We start from the raw sequence: 20,045 nt of genomic DNA on the forward strand, positions 1-20,045 counted from the left end.
ATTTTTCATCAAAATCTATCCAGGTTGAAAATATTATGGGATTCAATTTATCTTGTTGCTTTCCTCTAACGCTTTTTGCCTCCTATACTCCTTAATCGGAAGACCTCCAGCTCCCCAATGGGTATCTTCAATTTCGGTTACGATTACTCGCACTTGCTCAGGATTCACCTCTAAATCTTTTGCTGCGACTTCTGTTACATGGGCAATAAAATCTCTAATTTGTTCTACACTTCTTCCTTTAATCACTTGAACTTGGATAATTGGCATAGGGCACCTCACATTATTTATTTTCTTTCCATAAAAAAGATTTTCAACGGAACATTGATTTTATCCTGCTTATACTTTTGTCGCTTTAGTACCCCATTGTTGAATACTTAAAATTGAGATAAAATTAAGTTAAGGGAATTTTTCCTGTGCATGGAGGGATAGATATGGAGACTAGTGATAAAAATATCGATGGCAGAAAATTACGGTCAATCGCAACTCGACAAAAGTTACTTGATGCGGCTTATGAAATCTTCTATGAGCGTGGATTTGAAAAAACGACGATCTCCCAAATTATAAAAAAAGCGAAAACCGGTTATGGAACTGCTTATGTTCATTTTAAAAGTAAAGATGATATTTTAATAATGCTAATGGAAAACGTCATGCAAGAGTTTTTAGAGTTGGCTAAAACACCCTTCAAACCTACATCAAAAAAAGAGGCAAAAGAGCTTGTTCTAGCCCAAGTGACATCTTTTCTCAAACTAGCAGAATCAAATCGGGAAATGTTCAAAGTCTTCTTAGAAGCAAATGGCCATTCTTCCTCTGTGAATGCAAAATGGAATGAAATTCGGCATGCATTTATTCACTACATCACAAAAGATATAACGTATGTGCAAAATGAGGGACTAGCTCGAACCGATGTAAAAGCCGCGCTTGTTGCTCGTTCATGGTTCTTTGCCAATGAAAACTATCAATGGGAAATCGTACGAAATGAAAATATCGCTCCGCTTGAAGAAATTGCTGAAACGATTACTACCATGTATATTGATGGACTATATTTGGGATCAACTACTAAATCTTAATTAATAAGGACAATCTAGCTATAAATCGACTACTAGACTGTCCTTTACATTCGCTGGATCAATCTATCAGGACACTCACAAAATCCTCCCTTTAAGACACAACATTCCGTTCTTTGCTATATTGCTCATATTGCTTCTCTTCAATAATCTTCTTTAGTGTTTGAATAGTATCCCAAACCTCAACATAGGACGTGTAAAATGCGACCGGTGCCAAGCGAATAATATTCGGCGGACGGTTATCCGGTATGATCCCATTATCAATGAGTGCTTTACAAATTCTAATCGCTTCTTTATGTTCCAAACAAATATGACCACTGCGACGTTCATCCTCTTTCGGATTCCCAATCGTAAATCCTAAGCCAGCTAATTCCTGGTTGATCAAATCCATCATATATCGTGTAATATGCAATGACTTTTCACGGATATTTTCAATACCAGCTTCGGCAAACATTTCTAAGGAACCGATGATCGGCGCTAAGCTAAGTACATGTGACGTCCCTATTTGTAATGCGCCTGCGGAACATTCGACATCCAATGTGTGAGACATATCGAATTGCTTGTCTTTTTTCGAGCTGTACCACCCAGCCAAACCTGGACGTGTACCAAAATGTTTTTTATGAACATATAGACCCGCCACCGATCCTGGTCCACCGTTCAAATACTTATAATTGCACCATACGGCAAAGTCCACATCCCACTCACTAAAAGAATGAGGGACCGCTCCGATTGAATGGCATGCATCGAATCCAATCAAAATCCCTCTCGCATGCGCTTCTGCAGTTAAACGCTGTATGTCTAATAATTGACCACTTCGATACAAAACTGTCGGTAAAAAAATCAAGGCGACTTCGTCAGTCATCGCTGCAATAATGTCATCCTCTTCAATAACTCTACCATCTTGGCTTTTTACGCGGATCAGATGTTCCGCCGGATCAAGGCCTTGCAATAGAATTTGACTTTGCAATGCGTAAATATCTGACGGAAATGTCAGTTCATCAGCTAAAATCTTCGTACGCTTCCCCACCGGTTTATAAAAAGTGGATACGACTTGATGAATATTCGACGTTGTGGAACCGCTTACAATAACCTCTTCTTTTGACGCACCGACAAGTGGTGCACACATTTCCCCTAATTTTTCGGGTAAGAAAAACCAAGGGTATTTACCTTGTGTCCACCCTCTGATTCCATACTGCTTCCACGAATCCATTAATTCTTCGACGTTTTTTTCTGCGCGTTTTGACATTAGTCCAAGAGAGTTCCCATCAAGATAAGTGATTCCTGGTTGCAGATAAAATTCATCTCGATACTTATTTAATTTATCCTTTCTATCTTCCTGTTGTGCATGTTCTCTACTTAATTCAATTGTTCTTTTCAAACTTCCCACCTCATTTAATTTTGTTTTTATTCTGAATATATAGCAATTGTATAATGTTTATGACATAACGTCAATATCTTTTTTTTGATTAGAAAACAAAATAAAGAAGTGCGGAATTAAAAGTTTTTTAAACTTTTAATCCCGCACTTCTTATGACAATTTTTATACAAGGTCTGCTTCTTCCCATTGTTCCTCGCGGTAAAAACAAACTTTACAATTTTTGCATTCATTCCCGCAACCTTTTGAATCATCTTGCGTGTCTTTCAAGAGTTCTTCATTCGGATATTCCATTACAGCCAGACGTTCCAGATCAGTTGGTTTGCTCATCGTCAATCGCTCCTTGATTAGTATTTGTTATCTTAATTTATCAAAAACGATTATGCTAAACTCTCCTATTTTTTCACGACCTGAAAAAGTTAGAATAATAAATCTATGTCTCTCTAAATAATGCAAAAAGACTGTTTAGAAAGTCCCTTTCAACAGACTTTCTAAACAGTCATAAGTGATGTGCTAGCACCTTTCAGTTTTCCAATTATTTCATAAGATTTGTGCTTTCTTCAGCTTTTAATTCTTTCAAAGGCTGTTTAACGTTCACTTTCTTCCAGATAAAATAAGAGATTGTCAGAATGATAAGCCAAGGAATTCCATACTTCAATGTTTCGTGAAAATCAGGTGAATACCAAGTGGATAAAACGACTAATAATAGTAAAGCCGCGCCTGCCATTGTTAAATAAGGGTAACCAATCATGCGGACTGGCAATTTTCGTCCCCCTATCGCATCCCATGTTTTCCGGAACTTCAAATGTGTGATAAAGATCATAAACCAAGTAAACATCGCGCCAAAGCTAGAAATCGAAATCATGGTAGCAAAAGCTGTTGCTGGTGAAATAATTGTATAAAGTGTTGCGATGGCAATTCCAATCGCAGATGTCGCTAATGCAACCGCAGGAACAGATCGCTTATTTAGCTTGCCAAATGCTTTTGGTGCAAATCCTGCACGCGATAATGAAAACATCATTCTTGTAGATACATAGAGCATGCTATTCATAGCGGAAAGTGCCGCTACAAGAACGACAAAGTTCATCACGCCCGCCGCACCTGGTATACCGACAATCTCCATAACCTTTACAAATGGGCTTTTTTCAATCCCTGCCCCACCCCAAGGAACAATCATCAACATTAACGACAGCGTTAACAAATAAAAAATAACGAGTCGAAGAACAGCGGATTTAAGTGCAATCGGCACTGCTTTTTCAGGGTTTTCGGCTTCTCCGGCACTTACGGCAATCATTTCAATACTTAAGTAACTGAACAACGATATAAAAATTGCAAACCACATGCCTGTAAGCCCATTCGGGAAGAAACCACCGTCATTTGTATAGTTTTGTAGACCGATATTTGCCGCTGGATCTGCACCGACAATTACGAAGACTGCCAATAAAATAAAACCAGTAATTGCAGCGATTTTGATAAACGAAAGCCAATATTCTACTGCGCCAAATAAATTAACACTCGTTGCGTTGACAAATATTAAGAGACCAGAGAACAATAGCACCCAAACAAAAGCCGGTACTGTTGGAAACCAATATTTCATATAAATAGCGATCGCTGTCACTTCTGTTCCAACCGCACAAACTAAACAAAACCAATAAGAATATCGAACAGAGAAACCGGCCCATCGACTCACATAACGTTCCGCATAAGCGCCAAACGATCCGGAAGTCGGATGTGCAACTGTCATTTCAGCAAGACACCCCATAAGTAATAACGCGATAAGCGCCCCAATTGCATAGCTTATAATCACACTTGGACCAGCCGTACTAATAGCAAAACCGCTTCCTAAAAATAAACCGGTTCCAATTGCGCCGCCAATCGCAATCATTGTTAACTGTCGTGTCGTCAAACCACGCCTTAGGCCCTTTTCACGATCAATGATTTCTTGAAGCTGTCGATCTGTTGTCATTCCCTTTTCCTCCCCACTGTCAAATTATTTCTTCTGGACATCTTTCGTCCTTTCCACAGGAATTGAAAACGCTTTCATTTGATTTCAAAATCAAGACCTCCGTCTACTCTATTTCTAGCTTTCACCTCTTTCATCCTGTCAACATAGAATTTTCAGTATATTAGAACTATAACAACTACATGACGTCATGTCAATAACATTTTGTCATTTTGAACAAAAAATAACTGCCTTCTAAATGAACCGAAGACAGTCACTTCTTACCAAGCCTATTTCCCAGCGTTTATCAATTCTATCGACGGCATCAGTAAAATCACCATTGATGCTATCACTATTACCAATGCCTACACTGTTGTGTGAATTTAATCCAAACTTTTTTATGAATTTACGCTGTCCAATTTGACTAATATACTCCAGACTTTAGTGTGGGGCCTCCTAATTGTTTATTTTTTCAGTTTCAAAACCTAAAGGAATTGATTCACCTTGAATAAGACTAAGTAACTGCTCATTTTTCAATACTACCCCGAACACTTTATTCATTAACCTAAGACTGGCATCGTGATCCTCTTTTGTTAATGCGGCAACAGCCTCTTCTGCGATAAGCACGTCGTAATCCCTCTGATAAGCATCCCTAACCGATGTTTCCACACAATGTGTTGTTGCTACTCCACATATGAGGAGCGTGTTGATCCCTTTCATTCTTAAAAGTGTATCTAATCTCGTATCAAAGAAGGCGCTAAAGCGATGTTTAACGATAATCTCCGCCGGTTTCTGTGCCAATTCCTTAAGCTCATCTACAACCTCGGCTTCCCAAGTGTCTTTAAGACCCGGAGGACCAGCTTTCCAGCGGTGAGTATGTGGGCGAATCCGATGTGTTTGTCGAGTGATATCATCTGGATAATGGTTTTGAATCGTCCATATATCCAGTATCCCTGACTCTCTACAGGCATTTACAAGTTCTTTTACTTCGGGAATGATGCCCCTCATCATTGAAGCATCATAGCCGTTTCGCCCAATACTTCCTTGTGGATGGCACCAGCTGTTTTGCATATCAATGACCAGAAGAGCTGTTTCGTTAGGAATTAAGTTATATTTTTCTTTCATTAAAAACTGCCCCTTTCAACATAGGTTTTATGAAGTGAATTATTTAGCAGCATTAACTTTATTAAATGACGGCATGAACAAAATTACTATCGATGCGATGATTGCAATGATTCCAAACAAGTAGAAATTAATTGCATATCCTGCGTTCATCCCCATAAGAATCCCAACTAATAACGGACCAGCAATTGCACCGAATCGACCAATTGCCGTGGCGATGCCTAAAGCGCTAGCTCTATTTTGGTCATTATATTGTCTCATCACATAACTTGCGAGCACAAACGTCGTTCCAGTCGTCCCGAATCCGGCAATTGCGATTAGTATATACAGAACTACCATATTGAATTTGATACTAAGTAGAAGAATGCTGATAGCAGCCAAGAAATAAGTGAAGCTAATGACTTTTTTCGGTTGAAGTCGATCCGCTACTCCCCCGGCGATAATTCCGCCCACAACCGCAGACAAGTTAAAAACCAGTAAAAATAGTAAACTTGAATTCATTGGATAACCGGCTTCTTTCAGAATTTGTGGCAGCCATGTATTCATACCGTAAATGAGCAAAAATGCTCCAATATAGATGATGCTAAACAAAATCGTAGAAACTAAATATTTTTTTGAAAAAATAGACGTTGACCCGCCGGCTGTTCCTTCGGATTGTTCTTCCTTTACAAACTCGTCCGGTAACTGATATTTTTCAATCAGGCGTTTGGCTTTCTCTTGCTGATTGGTCGCTTGCAAAAATTTAATGGATTCTGGCAAATACTTGATAAAAAGAGGGATGAATAAAATTGGCGTTGCCCCTAACCAAAAGAGCGATCTCCAACTAAAACTCTCAATAAAAAATACACCAGAAAGGGCAGCAGCCACTCCACCGACCGCAAAACCAGAATACATAATGACAAAGAAAAACGAGCGATATTTTGCCGGAGAGTATTCTGTCGTTAAAGCAGAAGCAGATGGAACAATACCGCCGATGCCTAATCCCGCCAAGAAACGATACATCCCGAACAATTCAGGCGTAGGAGCTAATGCAGTCAATACCATCATGATGGACATGAGTGCTATCGAAGCGATGACAATCACTTTTCTCCCTATTTTATCGCATAAAATTCCACCAATCGAAGAACCTAAAAACATGCCAAGCAGTGCATAACTTCCCATTGCACCAGCTTGAGTTGCCGTTAGCCCCCAGCCACTTGGATCCATCAAAACTGGTAAAACAACGCCGTATACAACTAAGTCATAACCTTCAACAAAAATCGTAAACCAGCAAATAATCATTACTAAAAGCGTTACTTTACTGATCGATTTAATCCCAACTGTATTTGCTTCAGAATTTTTCTTTTCAAGTATTTCAAAAGTCTTATCTACATTCGCCGTCATCTTATACATCGCCTCCAATTTTACTTAGTATTTGAATTTGCCTTTTTGAATAATGACCATTTAAAGCTTGTCTTACAGTTCTGTGCAAAAAATCCATAATTTTAGGCGTCAGCACATTATTCGGGTAATCGCTTACCTTCCCTCCCGCAATTTCTGGTAACTGATTAAACCAAAAATGACCTTTGTCTTCTATCTTCGTCACTTCAACTTCAATGTTCGCCTTTTTCAAAGCTTCATAAAATAATTCGGATTGGGCTGGATTGACAATCGTATCTTTTTCACCCCAAATTAAATAAAAGCTTGTATCAAAAGTTGCCACCCCCATCGCATCTTGAACATAAGCAATCGGAGAAGCTTCGTAAAAAGCTCTTTCATTGCCATAGAAAGGAAGTCCTAAAAGGCGTTCGTTCATATTCACATCCCGAATAATAATTGGATTTTTACATTCATAAGCTAAATCATAAAGTCCATAGACGCCAATAACTGAACAAATCCGATAACTAAACGAATGATTGCTTAAGGCAAATAATGACGATAAATAAGCGCCAGCCGAATCACCGATCAAGCCGATTTTATTGATATCCAAATCTCTTGTATTGGCATTGAAAACAAGCCAATTCATCGCTTGCTTTAGATCTTCAATTACGCCTGGAAAAGATGCATAATCAGGCTTGGCAAGTCGATAGTTGACAGCCATTACAAAATAACCTTCTTGCGCAAATTTTTCACCCCAATCTTCATACATCTCTTTTGAACCTGCCTGGAACGCACCACCATGTATCAGGACCAATATTGGCAAAGATTCTTTGGCCTGTGATGGCATGTACAAATCTGCTGTTAAGTATTCCTTTTCCGTTTCACCATAGACGACATTTTTTTCGACCGTAAACAATTCACTTCATCCTTTCCACTTCAAAAAATTGAAAACAAAAAACCATAGCCGTATAGACCGCTCATAAGGAGCCGTCGATAACAGCTATGGTTTGCCTTCTTTTAAGACCACCCATTGCTATGAATGTTATGAAACACACAGGGGAACTGCGTGCTAGTAAACTAATTATACGGAATCATCAATATATTGTAAACGCTTTTTTATAATTTTTTAAAAATAGCCCTGTCCAATAATAAGACAGCAATAGCGGTATTGTCTTCCAAACTCCATGATTCATAACTCTCAACAATTTTACAACCAAGAAATTGTTCAAATTCCCGATCGCGACGATCTTTCACCATTTCCATAAATGATCTTCTGGAATCTAAGACTAATTTCCTTCCCTCTGCATTCAACATTAATGTTTTTTCACGCTTTGTTAAAATGCCTCTAAGAATATAAACAATCGTATCTCCCATCATCCGTACTTCTGTTTGCTTCGGACCTTTTCCGCCAACACTTTTCAAGAAACTGTTAATCAAGTTTAAAAGTTCTAACTCGAATTTCTCAATGTCCTTTATTTTTTCAGTCACGTTTCATTCCCCCGCTGTGATAAAAAATTTTATTAGACTTCTATATACCCTAGCTCTTTAGAAATCGACTGTGCTGTATTCATAACGCTTTGAATCATCGTATCACGATGATTTCCTTGCATATAAGATGACGGTCCTACCAAATTGACGGCAGCGATAATTTCTCCTGAGTACGAAAGGATTGGTGCTGCAATCCCGTACATTCCGTCTGAGTTTTCACTATCGCTAATCGAATAGCCTTTTTTGCGAATCTCAGCCAATTCTTTTTTCAAACGTTCAATATTGGTAATTGTATTGGGGCCATCATTCGATAGTCCTCTGTTAATTGTTTCTTTTAAATAAATGGTGTTATTCGCCAATAAAACTTTTCCAGAGCTTGTTGCATAGGCAGGCTTTCTAGACCCTAAATATGTTTGGATAGGGGTTGCATCGCGTGAAGATACCCGCAACACAAAAACAACCGTCCCTTTATCAAACATGGCAATATGGGCTGTTCCATTAAATCGAGAGATCAGATCCTTTACAAATGGCATTGCTTTGTCGTAAACGTCTTGCTGGAACATGACATGATTATTCCACTCCAATAGTCTCCAACCTAGACGGTATTTTTTCCGACTATCTTTCATCAATACGCCTTCATTGCAAAGCGTACTGACGATATGATGGGTTGTGCTGACATGCATATCGAGGCGGTCGGCAATTTCTCCTACACCGAGGGCCGGATCATCACTTGAAAAACAACTAATAATTTGGCAAGCTTTCTTTATAGAAGCAATCATCACAGTCCCTCCTTAACAACTTCTGCTTTCTTATTCATTCACCATAAAACAAAAAATGAATTTTCACAATATGAAAATTTCATAATGTGAAAAACCCTCTATAAAAGAGGTTGCACAAAAACCAAACGCAAGTGAGAGTTCTTCACATGCGTTTGGTTTAAGAAATATATTAGTTTAAAACTTTGTCTTTCGACAGCTCAAGTGAATCTTTTAATGCTTTTTCTACCAGTGGGTAAACTGGGTTATTCCGTTTATGAACATTGTAGAACATACCAAGTTTACGTACTGGGTCTCCTGAGTAGTATCGTTCGTACTGAACAAGACGTTGTCCGAATGCCTCACCGCAAAGATCCCATGCAAGTTTGAAAAGACGTACACGGTATTCAGAAGTGATGCCTTCCCGACCGCCGTAATGCCTATCCATGATATCCTTAAGTTCAGGATGCTCGAAGTCTGCCCCTGTTGGCATCATGAGCAGTCCTCCAGCCCCGATTGTTTGAAGAATCTCTACTGCCTTCGGATAGAGCGTTGGCAGAATACCTCGAACAACCTCTAATGGTACAATATTTGGCCGCGCTTCCCCTAGCGGCGTAAGTTCAAATTCAGCTTCTGCCGTACGAACGAGCGCACGGATCGTTTCAACACCTTGAATGAGTTCTGATAGTTGAGTTTGAACATTTAAGAACCCGTCCACACCAATTGCATCTGCAACTGCGCACGTCACTTCCGTAACAAAACCAATCTTTGTCAGACCGCGTACGGCAGATTGATGAGACGGCTGCAAGTTGATGCCTGTTTTCGGATATAGTAAATTTCCTGCCTCTACGTTTTGATTGATAAAGACACGATCCCAAGGCACCAATACATCTTCAAACACAAGCAAAGCATCCATTTCTTCAAATCTCGAAGCAAGCGGGTGATCCCAAGTAGAACGCTCTCCGTTTTGTGTTTCTTCACGACATAGGATTTTGATGCCAGGCGTTTCAATCGGAAGCGCAAATGAAATTGCATACTTTTCATCGCCCGGCTTAAAGCCCGGATAAGAATAAACAAGCACTTCGTCCGTAACCGGCGCAAGCGTTGCAAGCATTTTAGAACCGCGAACGATCAATCCTTCTTCTGTTTCCTTAACAACTCCTAAGTGCATATCCTCATGCGCTTGCTGAGCAGATGATCTGCTTCGGTCGTTTTGCGGATTGACGATCGCATGTGTCAAAAATAGATCGTTGTCGCGTATATATTTATAGTAATTAATGATGTTATCTCCAAAGCGATCCTCGCCATATTCTCTGAAGAACCAGTCGTTTGAAGCCATTGCCGTCACAACTGTTCCAAGGAAGTCAGGCGTTCTGCCCATTAAGCCGAACGTTGCTTCTGCCCATACTTCAAAAAGACGTCTGCGCGCTTGCAAATCTTCTCCATTTTGAGGATTTAAATACGCATTGTTGACACGCTCCCCTGTTTCTGCACTAATATGCGTAATTTGATCTTGAAACTCCGGATCATGTTGTAAATCAAATAATCTTGCCATTTCATTAATCGGTTGGCGAAAAATTGGCTCTTCGTATAAATTCGTAATCTTTCTTCCCCCGATCCAAACATCTGGCTGCCGTGACTTAACTGCGTTAATATAATCTGCTCCTGTACGAATACCCATTGAAAAATCCCCCTTATGATTATTAATTAGCTACTACGCTGTTTTTTTCGTTTTTCAAAAACTTTCCTCTAAAGAACATCAAACTATCTGCTTCACTATCGTAAGCGAAGTCTTTAACCTCTCCAACGAATAACAAATGGTCCCCACCGTCATATTCAGCCCAAGGTGCACATTCAATTGTTGCGAGTACATTTTTCAACCTTGGACCACTTGGCGAATCCTGATCCCACTCAATGACAAGATCTGGATTCGGACGCCCTGCAAACTGCCATGCAACCGCTTCCTGCGCAGAGGATAAAATATTAATGACAAATGAACGATTTTGTAACGCTTTGCAAGAGTTCGTATTTTTAATAATGGATACAAGGACAAGCGCAGGCTCCAGTGACACGGATGTAAACGAATTCACCGTTACGCCACAGTTCTTTCCCTCGTCATCTTTCCATGTGACTACCGTAACACCGGTAGCGAATTGACCAAAACAATTCCTTAATTCTTTACTATCCATTTTCCTCTTTCCTCCTTTTTGAAATACTATTTCAGCGTGACCTCCATCTCCTATAAAGGACTTCTTCTGAAGTAACCTAAATATAAATTATCTGCATAAACCGCTCAACGAGTATCTTTCACGATGTCGAATTTTCTAAATATTTTCTATTCTATTTTCGTAAATAAAAAACCCAGTTTCATTTTGATAGAAACTGGGCCCTACACATTAATTTTTCATGAGATTTGGAATCCACATCACAGCGTCTTCCCAATAAGTGAGAATGAGTAAAATGACGATTGCCATCGCTAAAAACGGCATAATTGCAACCACCAATCGTTCAAATTTTACTTTTGCTATTGAAGATACAATAAACAATCCGGTTCCTACTGGTGGTGTCAATAATCCAATCGTTAAGTTAATGCAAATGATAACACCGAAATGGACAGGATCAATCTGATACGTCGCGAGTAGCGGCATCATGACCGGTACTAAAATAATCAACGCTGCAATTCCATCCAATACTGTTCCCACTAATAATAGAAACAAGTTTACCAGCAGCAAAAAGACTAATGGATTTTCGGATAAACTAAGCATGGATTCTGCGACAAGTTGTGGAATTTGTTCATATGCAATGACAAATCCAAAAAGATTTGCCGTGACAATTAAATAGGAAATAATAGCTGTGTTGATGACGGTATTGACAAGGATTTCCGGAATGCTGGACAGCTTTAACTCACGGTAAACAAAGCCAATGATAAAGGCAATGACACACGCAATAGCTGCAGATTCAGTAGGTGTAAAAATACCACCTAAAATACCGTAAATAATTGTAAATGGGATAAGCATTGCGGGAATCACTTGCAGAAACGTTCTGAAGGCATCTCTCAGACTTGCTCTTTCGCTTTTAGGAAACTGGTGTTTATAATTCATATACCCAATTACAATGACGAATCCGATACCCATTAAAATCCCAGGTATAATACCCGCCATAAACAGATCCGCAATGGAAGCGCCTGTAAGAGTTCCATAAATAATGAACAACATACTTGGCGGAATAATAGGCGCAACGATGGAGGATGCCAGCGTAATGGCCGCTGAAAAATCACGTGGATATCCTTCCTTTTCCATTTCCGGTACCATTACTTTACTCATCATGGCTGCCTGTGCGTTAGCCGATCCTAAAATCGATGCTAGAAACATATTCGCAATAACTGTAACATACGCCAATCCACCGCGGTAATGTCCGATTAACACTTTTGCAAATGCGACAAGCCGCTTTGTGATCCCGCCACCATTCATTAATTCCCCAGCTAGCATAAACAACGGAACAGCCAATAATCCGAAGTTATCTAACCCGGAAAACATTTTCTGCGGCGCTGAACTCATTAACGACGTTAAGTCGCCAAGAAATAAATAGGTAAGTGATGTCATAGCTAGTACTAGGGAAATAGGAATACCTAGCAGTAAAAATACAATAAACAATGCAATAACGATAAGTAACATCATAATTTTTCACCGCCTTGCGCCGGTTTCTTAAACAACTCAATTAAGTGACTTAAGAGATGGATGAAAGCAAATGTTAGACCGACCGGGACGGAAAGGTATGGGATCCACATTGGAATTCGCATCGACGTGGAGATTTGATGTTGAGCGGAAAAGACCCATTGGTAACTTAAGCTTATTAAAAGTGCCATGAATACTAGAATAACAGTGTAGGAAATAATCTCTAGTATCCTCTTTCCCTGATCTGAAAATCGGTCTACTAAAAAAGTAACGGAAGCTTGCGACTTATATTTGAGTCCCAAGCTCCCTCCGATGAACGTCAACCAGGCCATCAAGAAAATACTTGCTTCGCTCGCCCAATAAATAGGGGCATTAAAAAAGTATCTGAACACAACTGCCAAAGCGATAATAATAGTCATTGCAGCAACTAAGATAGCTGCAATGACTTTTTCGAATTTCTCAATCCAAATACTCAAGATATACATAAATTGGATTCCCCCTACTTACGGAATGTTTCTATAAACTCCTTGATTAATGGATCTTTTGCTTTGTAAGTTTCATCGAACTCTTCCATATACGATGTGAATAATGCTTCATCCATATCATATAGCTCCATACCTCGATCCCTTAACGTCTTGATATATTCCTCTTCTAGTTCAGCACGTTTCATCGTCCCGTATTCGGACGCCGCGGCCATCGCCTCTCGAATAATAGCTTGATCGTCTTCAGGCATAGCGTCGAATTTCTTACCGCTCGCAATCATGACAGAAGGCCAAACCATATGGTTCGTCATCGCACCGTAACCTGTCACTTCATTAAAGTTTGAAGTAACTGCGGCATCTAAATCCATCTCCATCCCGTCTATGACCCCTGTTTGAGCAGCTTGGTAAACGTCCGGTAAAGAAATCGATTCAGGGTTTGCCCCTAAAGAACGGTACCAATCTTGTAAAGCCGGACTTGGTGTTACACGTAACGTTAATCCTTTAATTTCTTCAGGCGTGTTAATTTTCTCACGGAACATCATTGTCCGATGTCCGGAAAAGAAATAATCCATCGCGCGAAGCCCCTGGTCATCCAATGTAGTTAAGAGTTCTTTTGCAATTTCTGAATCTTTCGCTTCGAATGCCTCCTCATAGGAATCGAATAGAAATGGAGCAAACCAAGCACTAAATGCATCGGATCTTGAGGTTAAATAAGCAGTTGTAATGAAGCCGAAGTCGATGGAACCTGTTTCAAGCTGTTGCACCATATCCGGCTCACCCCCTAATTGTCCTCCAGGGTAAAGCTCCACTTTCATGCGGCCTTCGGATCGCTCGTCCAACTCTTCCGCAAATTTCTTTGCCGTTTCGTTCCAAATATGATCAGGCGGCGCAATATGTGCAAGTTTAAAATTATACGTTCCATCTCCCGTACTTCCTTCTGCAGTTTGGTCTTCCCCACCACTACAAGCAGCCAACATAAGCATCAGAACCAAGATAACCGCAACGAACATATTTTTCTGTTTCATCATCCAATCCCCCACTCTCTCTTTTCTTTGCTTTTTTGACGTTCAAAAGCGATGTAAGCGTTACCAACCAATCGAATGAGTATAGTTACTCATTTAGTTAAAGTGTCTTCAGACCCCCTTTTTCCCAATTTCAACCATCATAATGAAGTATGACTTATTTTACACTCCGAAAATTTAACACTGTGAAATTTCAGTCAATTATTTTCAAATTTCAATACTTTTTACTGCAAAGTAGAAATCTAATAGGACTTAAACTTCAATGTATCCTAATTCTTGAGAGATTGACTGAGCGGTTTTTAAAACACTTTGAATCATTGTCGTACGGTTGCAACTCTGCATATATGAAATGGGTCCAACTAGATTGACTGCAGCAATCGTTTTCCCGGAATAAGAAAGAATGGGGGCCGCAATTGCGTATGTGCTCGTTGAATTTTCATTATTGCTGATTGAGTAACCAATCTTTCGAACCTGTGCCAATTCCTCTTTCAATTTGGCAATATCAGTAATCGTATTAGGTGCTTGTTTTGCCAATCCCCTGCTAATCGTTTCTTTTAGATAAGAAGTGTTATATGCAAGTAATATTTTACCTACACTCGTTGCATAGGCAGGCTTCCTAGATCCAATATACGTATGAACCGGCGAGGATGCTTGGGAAGACATCTTGAGTACAAAGACTACTTCCCCTTTATCAAACATGGCGATATGTGCTGTTCCTTCAAAGCGCTGCGTCAATTCTCTAACAAGCGGAATGGCCTTATCGTATATATCTTGCTGAAACATCACATTGTTATTCCATTCGAGCACTTTCCAACCAAGACGATATTTTCTATTGGGATCTTTCATTAAAACCCCTTCTTTGCAAAGCGTATTTAGTAAATGATGTGTTGTACTTGGACTCATTTCTAGCCTTTCAGCAATTTCTACATTCCCCAACACCGGATCATCACTAGAAAAACAACTAATAATTTGACATGCTTTTCGAACAGAAGCAATCACAACAAATCCACCCCTTTTCCCCTTTTTTGTAACCGCATTCATTAAATGAGACTTAAAGAATATCAATCGCGCCTCGGCGTGATTGCGTCCAGATTTTGAATTGCGCTTTCTAATGGCTGGTGCCTTAATTTCTGCAAAAAACGCAGAAATTAAGGCAAATCGAACTCTTCGCCGTTCGATTCGCAATTAACTCCTTTCAAAATCTGTGACATCCGCCGGAGGCTTGGGCCAACAGGATGTTGGTCACTCAGGCGTTGCCGCAGGACGTGGCGACCTTAGCCTGAGTTCCTCTAATCAGCAGGGACTTTGAACTCCCTCTGATTGATGTGCTTTCTGGCATACATCCCGCCACTTATGGAAGTGGGGGACTTCTGCTGAATCAAGTTAAATGTTTTTTTGTCGTTCCCATCACCCCTACTCGTGCATTCCCCCTTCGTTTAATTTAACATCCTGAAATTACTGAATACTCACTCTAGTATAGTTGAGGCGTTTATTGATGACAAATCTAATCTTTCATAATGTGAAATTTTTTCGATTTAACTATAAAAAATAGCAGGATAACCTTAATTCACGTTTTTACCCATGTAAAAACACCTTCGACGTTAGTAACTTTTACAAGTGTACTACATTGAAGATGTTTTATAATGTCCATTTAAAGCTTGCTGGATACGATTCATTATATAAACAATCATCGTACCGATTTTACCTCACTGTAGTAATGACACTTTCAAAAGGAACATTACTACGCTTTTACGTCTTCCGTATTCGTTAACGATAGATGTCCATCGTAATTTGTAGTTATGGAAACTTCCTCACTAACCTGAGAGATATTTTTCAGTAAAATGGTTCCTATTAAACTGATTAAACCGACAAAAACGATATAAAAACCGATAGAATACAAGGTACCTGTCGTCTGGATGAGGTAAGTACAGACTAGCGGAGCAATACCGCCAGCAAACACTGCGGGTATTTGTGTTCCTAATGAGGCACCGCTATAACGGAGTCTTGCTGGAAACGCTTGCGAGATTAAAGCTGGTTGTGCTCCAGCTTGTATATTATGTGGAAACATGGATAGTATCGTTGCCAGTAAAATCACAACTGGTACACCTGTACTCATCAATCCTATATAAGGGAATGCCCAAAGGATCGTTACAATTACCCCGATCATATACATTTTTTTAATTCCAATTTTATCAGAAAGATAACCGAATAAGGGGATATTGATACACATTAAAATGCTTGCAAACGTATTGGCATTCACCATATACTCAGATTCTACCTTAAAGTTATTAATACTATAGTTGATCATGAATGTTGTAAATATGGCAAATGGTGCGTGCTCAGACATTTTGGCCATCGCACTGTATATTACTTGCTTTGGATAAAAACGAAGCACTTCCAACACCGGCATTTTAGATACTTGATTTCCTTCCTCAACCTTACGGAATGAAGGCGTTTCCAAAATTCTTAGTCGAATGACCATTCCAACAAGCAGGAGAAGTAAACTAGCAATAAACGGGATTCTCCAACCCCAAACATAGAAATTGTCTCCTGTAAAGGCAATACAAAGCCCCACTACAGCGGAAGATAATAACATTCCAGCACCAACCCCGGCATTTGGCACGCTTGCCGTAAAACCTTGTTTCTTTTTATTTCCCCATTCCATTGCTAAGAGAACCGAGCCAGCCCATTCTCCGCCTACTCCAATACCTTGTAATAATCGGAGAATAACTAACATTAGTGGAGCCAAAAATCCAATTGTTGCGTAAGTAGGCAATACTCCCATAAGAAAACTGCTTAATCCCATTATCCAAAGTGTAATGACCAATGCATTTTTCCGTCCTACGCGATCCCCAAAATGACCAAAAATTATCGCTCCAACCGGACGCGCAAGAAATCCGACTGCAAAAGTGGCGAAGGATAATAATGTCGCCACATAAGGATCCGAGTCTGAAAAGAATAGTTTGGGAAAAATTAATGCAGAAGCCGTTGCATAGAGAAAGAAATCATACCATTCGATGATTGTTCCGACGGTAGACCCTACAAGTGCTCTTCTTCCCATTTTTTTAGTAGATACGTCATTCTCCACAACTTCGCTTTCCTGGTTCAAATTAACACCCCCGAGATCAATTGTATAAGTTGATAGATGAAACGGCTTCTAGTTGCTATGGATTCTTTTCCCAATCTTTTAATATTCTTTACAACATAGATATTTGCTCCTTCAACTGCTTCTGTTCTTGATTATGCTCGCCTAATTGTGGTGCTCTACTTAGCAATTGCCATGGAGTTTCATTGGAAAGATAAGGTGCGCCTGGATAGATGAAGCTTTTTCCCAATTCCGGATGCTCCACTTGGACAAAAGCTTTGCGATCTTCAACTAAATGTAAATCTTCCAACATATCCTCAGGTGCACGTATCGGTGCCCATGGTAAATTCAAACTCTGTGCAGTATGTGCGATATACGCCGAATCATGGGTGACACAGAACTTTTCTAATACCTCATTCACATGGGTCATTTGTGTTGCCCGGAAATTATCATTTTTATACCGCTCATCCATTAAATCTTCTGCCATTCCGTAAGAATCTAGCCAAGCAACGAGACTATCCCACCTTGTCCCATTTAAATAAGTCATTAAGCAAATGATATGCTTCCCGTCCTTACATTTAAAATTCCACTGACTACTCGCATGAGGAAGTGCATGGCGCCCTGTTTGACGATAAACATGTGCCTGTTGGTATTCCCAATAAGGGATGGACATCTCCGTGCAAACAACAATACAATCATGAGCTGAAATATCGATGTACTGCCCTTCTCCTTTGACATCGCGATGCAATAAAGCTCCAATAATTGCGATAGCAGAGAAATACCCTGCTATATGAGCCCGTTGACCACCTGTCGGAGCGATTGGCGGAGCATTTGGTACGTCATCATACCCTGTCACCTGCATAATGCCGCCTAAAGCAAGCTGAGTCAGATCGGATGCCTGATAATGACTCCAAGGTCCCGTCTGCCCAAATGGAGTGATTGAACAATAAATGAGCTCGGGATATTCTTTGCTTAACACTTCGTAATCCAAGCCGTATCCCTTCATTTCGCCAGGCTTATTGCCTTCCAGAAGAACATCAGCGCGGCCAAGGAGCTCCCTGATAGATTGTTGTCCTTCTTCCGTTTCCATATCGACCGTAACCGATTTCTTAGAGGTATTATAATGCCAAAAATACAAACTGCCATTCAGATCAAACTTATCTTCATAAAAAGGTCCGACGTGTCTTGCGGGAACGCCTTCGATCGGTTCGACCTTAATCACTTCTGCTCCCATATCGACTAGCAACTTGCCGGCATACTGCGTTAACTCATCACCAATTTCTACGATTGTAACTCCTTCTAATGCACCTTGTTTCATCATTAACGTTAGCTCCCTTCTACCATAATGGGCGAATGCCTGTAATCGATTCCTTTGGCATGTCGTCTGGCCAAAGAACACCATCGTTAGTTAGCTGCTCTATTTCTTCCGGACTATAACCTAAAATTTCTCCAAATACATAGTCGTTGTCTTCCCCCATTAACGGACCAGCTTTATGCAGGTAAGGAGGGGTTTTGGACATGTCGATAGGGAGACCCTCGAAACGTCTTGCTCCCAGTAAGGGGTGCTCCAATGTTTCGATTAATCCACGTTCTTTGACTTGGGGGTCATAATCCATGATTTCTTCATTTGTCTGTACGGCTCCGGCCGTAATCCCATTGCTTTGTAACAGTTCCATCAGCTCAAACTTCTTGTACTTTTGAGCAAAACGTTCAAGTCGGGCATCTATTTCATCCTGATTAGCAATGCGCCCTTCTTTCGTCTTGAACTTTTCTTGAATTGCCCAGTTGGGTGATCCCATCACTCGTACGAGGGATTCCCACTCCTCATCCGTAAAAATAGCGATTGTACACCAGTCGTTTTCTCCTCCTCCTTTACAACGGTAACTGTTATGCGGACATGCCTCCCGACCACGATAAGTATTTTCGGAATGCTTTGTGGAACTGATAGAGCGGTTGCCCGGAGGAAAGCCGGGCCGGCGTGAAGAGCGGCCATTCACTGTAAAGTCAAGTAAGTTCGCGCCTGCTAAATGAATACCTGATTCAACTTGAGAGATATCAATATATTGTCCTTTCCCTGTTTTCCTCTTATGCCTGAGAGCCGCTAAGACGGTCAATGCACCCGTGTAACCAGCTATATTATCCAGATAAGAATAGCCCCAACCTGCAGGATGTGTTTCCGGTAAGCCAGAAGTAAAGGTCATCCCCGACAAAGCTTGTGCTGTCGGCCCCCAAGTGCCGTACATCTTATTGCGCCCTGTATGACCTAAACCGGAAATACTCATATAAATAATTCCTGGGGAAATCTTCTCCAGTTCTTCATAAGTGAGACCCCACTTTTCAAATACCTCTGCACTGAAATTCTCCAAGACTATATCCGACTTCGCTAGCAGTTCGTGCACAAGTTCCATGCCGCGCTCCGATTTCGAATTCAGGCTGATTCCTTTTTTTCCTGCACTTAAGTTATTGAAAAATGCTCCGTTATCAAGACCAGGTTCATCTCCTTCGGCATACATGGAAAAGCGCATATAGTCTGGAGCTTTAGGCCATTCCACTTTAATCACTTCTGCACCGAAAGCGGCCAACGTACGGGCCGTAGTTGCTCCTGATACACTCCAAGTAAAATCAAGCACGCGTACCCCGTTTAAAACTTCATCTTGCACTTTCATCTACTTTCACC

The 20,045-nt window shown here is 40.4% G+C and carries 19 protein-coding genes; 1 reads left to right on the plus strand and 18 read right to left on the minus strand.

What is annotated here, in order from left to right:
• Nucleotides 1–42 precede the first annotated feature (42 nt).
• The gene (locus MHZ95_RS11115) at nt 43–267 is read right to left on the minus strand and encodes a 2-hydroxymuconate tautomerase family protein (protein WP_239390701.1); all 225 of its coding nucleotides are present in this window, start codon (nt 265–267) and stop codon (nt 43–45) included.
• 164 nt (nt 268–431) lie between these two features.
• Here MHZ95_RS11115 and MHZ95_RS11120 point away from each other — a divergent pair, with 164 nt between their 5' ends.
• Complete coding sequence (locus MHZ95_RS11120; RefSeq protein WP_239390702.1) at nt 432–1,067, plus strand: TetR/AcrR family transcriptional regulator; 636 nt, start codon at nt 432–434, stop codon at nt 1,065–1,067.
• 91 nt (nt 1,068–1,158) lie between these two features.
• Here MHZ95_RS11120 and kynU read toward each other — a convergent pair whose 3' ends face one another.
• The 17 genes from kynU to MHZ95_RS11205 form a co-directional block, all read right to left on the minus strand.
• Nucleotides 1,159–2,442: a kynureninase gene (gene kynU, locus MHZ95_RS11125; protein WP_239390703.1), complete on the minus strand. Its 1,284-nt coding sequence runs from the start codon at nt 2,440–2,442 to the stop codon at nt 1,159–1,161.
• Nucleotides 2,443–2,604: 162 nt separating this feature from the next.
• Nucleotides 2,605–2,769, minus strand: coding sequence for a hypothetical protein (locus MHZ95_RS11130; RefSeq protein WP_239390704.1), 165 nt, complete (start codon nt 2,767–2,769; stop codon nt 2,605–2,607).
• 205 nt (nt 2,770–2,974) lie between these two features.
• Entirely contained in the window at nt 2,975–4,405 is a 1,431-nt protein-coding gene (locus MHZ95_RS11135) for an amino acid permease (RefSeq protein WP_239390705.1), read from the minus strand.
• A gap of 432 nt (nt 4,406–4,837) precedes the next feature.
• Nucleotides 4,838–5,506: a cysteine hydrolase family protein gene (locus MHZ95_RS11140; RefSeq protein WP_239390706.1), complete on the minus strand. Its 669-nt coding sequence runs from the start codon at nt 5,504–5,506 to the stop codon at nt 4,838–4,840.
• Between the two features lie 39 nt (nt 5,507–5,545).
• Nucleotides 5,546–6,886 (minus strand): MFS transporter, encoded by a 1,341-nt coding sequence (locus tag MHZ95_RS11145; RefSeq protein ID WP_239390707.1) that lies wholly within the window; start codon nt 6,884–6,886, stop codon nt 5,546–5,548.
• A gap of 1 nt (nt 6,887) precedes the next feature.
• Complete coding sequence (locus MHZ95_RS11150; RefSeq protein WP_239390708.1) at nt 6,888–7,778, minus strand: alpha/beta hydrolase; 891 nt, start codon at nt 7,776–7,778, stop codon at nt 6,888–6,890.
• A gap of 200 nt (nt 7,779–7,978) precedes the next feature.
• Nucleotides 7,979–8,350: a Na-translocating system protein MpsC family protein gene (locus MHZ95_RS11155; RefSeq protein ID WP_239390709.1), complete on the minus strand. Its 372-nt coding sequence runs from the start codon at nt 8,348–8,350 to the stop codon at nt 7,979–7,981.
• 32 nt (nt 8,351–8,382) lie between these two features.
• The gene (locus MHZ95_RS11160) at nt 8,383–9,129 is read right to left on the minus strand and encodes an IclR family transcriptional regulator (protein WP_239390710.1); all 747 of its coding nucleotides are present in this window, start codon (nt 9,127–9,129) and stop codon (nt 8,383–8,385) included.
• Between the two features lie 169 nt (nt 9,130–9,298).
• Nucleotides 9,299–10,786: a 4-hydroxyphenylacetate 3-hydroxylase family protein gene (locus tag MHZ95_RS11165; protein ID WP_239390711.1), complete on the minus strand. Its 1,488-nt coding sequence runs from the start codon at nt 10,784–10,786 to the stop codon at nt 9,299–9,301.
• 22 nt (nt 10,787–10,808) lie between these two features.
• Nucleotides 10,809–11,294: a flavin reductase family protein gene (locus MHZ95_RS11170; protein WP_239390712.1), complete on the minus strand. Its 486-nt coding sequence runs from the start codon at nt 11,292–11,294 to the stop codon at nt 10,809–10,811.
• Between the two features lie 207 nt (nt 11,295–11,501).
• On the minus strand, nt 11,502–12,779 hold the full coding sequence (locus MHZ95_RS11175) for a TRAP transporter large permease (protein ID WP_239390857.1): 1,278 nt from the start codon (nt 12,777–12,779) through the stop codon (nt 11,502–11,504).
• Nucleotides 12,779–13,264, minus strand: coding sequence for a TRAP transporter small permease (locus MHZ95_RS11180; protein ID WP_239390713.1), 486 nt, complete (start codon nt 13,262–13,264; stop codon nt 12,779–12,781). The genes MHZ95_RS11175 and MHZ95_RS11180 overlap by 1 nt, the downstream gene beginning before the upstream one ends.
• A gap of 14 nt (nt 13,265–13,278) precedes the next feature.
• Nucleotides 13,279–14,286: a TRAP transporter substrate-binding protein gene (locus tag MHZ95_RS11185; RefSeq protein WP_239390714.1), complete on the minus strand. Its 1,008-nt coding sequence runs from the start codon at nt 14,284–14,286 to the stop codon at nt 13,279–13,281.
• Between the two features lie 249 nt (nt 14,287–14,535).
• Entirely contained in the window at nt 14,536–15,282 is a 747-nt protein-coding gene (locus MHZ95_RS11190; protein WP_239390858.1) for an IclR family transcriptional regulator, read from the minus strand.
• A gap of 742 nt (nt 15,283–16,024) precedes the next feature.
• Nucleotides 16,025–17,392, minus strand: coding sequence for an MFS transporter (locus MHZ95_RS11195; protein WP_239390715.1), 1,368 nt, complete (start codon nt 17,390–17,392; stop codon nt 16,025–16,027).
• A gap of 88 nt (nt 17,393–17,480) precedes the next feature.
• Complete coding sequence (locus MHZ95_RS11200; protein WP_239390716.1) at nt 17,481–18,689, minus strand: CaiB/BaiF CoA transferase family protein; 1,209 nt, start codon at nt 18,687–18,689, stop codon at nt 17,481–17,483.
• A 16-nt stretch (nt 18,690–18,705) separates the two neighbouring features.
• The gene (locus MHZ95_RS11205; protein WP_239390717.1) at nt 18,706–20,034 is read right to left on the minus strand and encodes a CaiB/BaiF CoA transferase family protein; all 1,329 of its coding nucleotides are present in this window, start codon (nt 20,032–20,034) and stop codon (nt 18,706–18,708) included.
• Between the last annotated feature and the right edge of the window lie 11 nt (nt 20,035–20,045).

Source organism: Sporosarcina sp. ACRSM (assembly GCF_022346545.1).
Lineage (GTDB): Bacteria > Bacillota > Bacilli > Bacillales_A > Planococcaceae > Sporosarcina.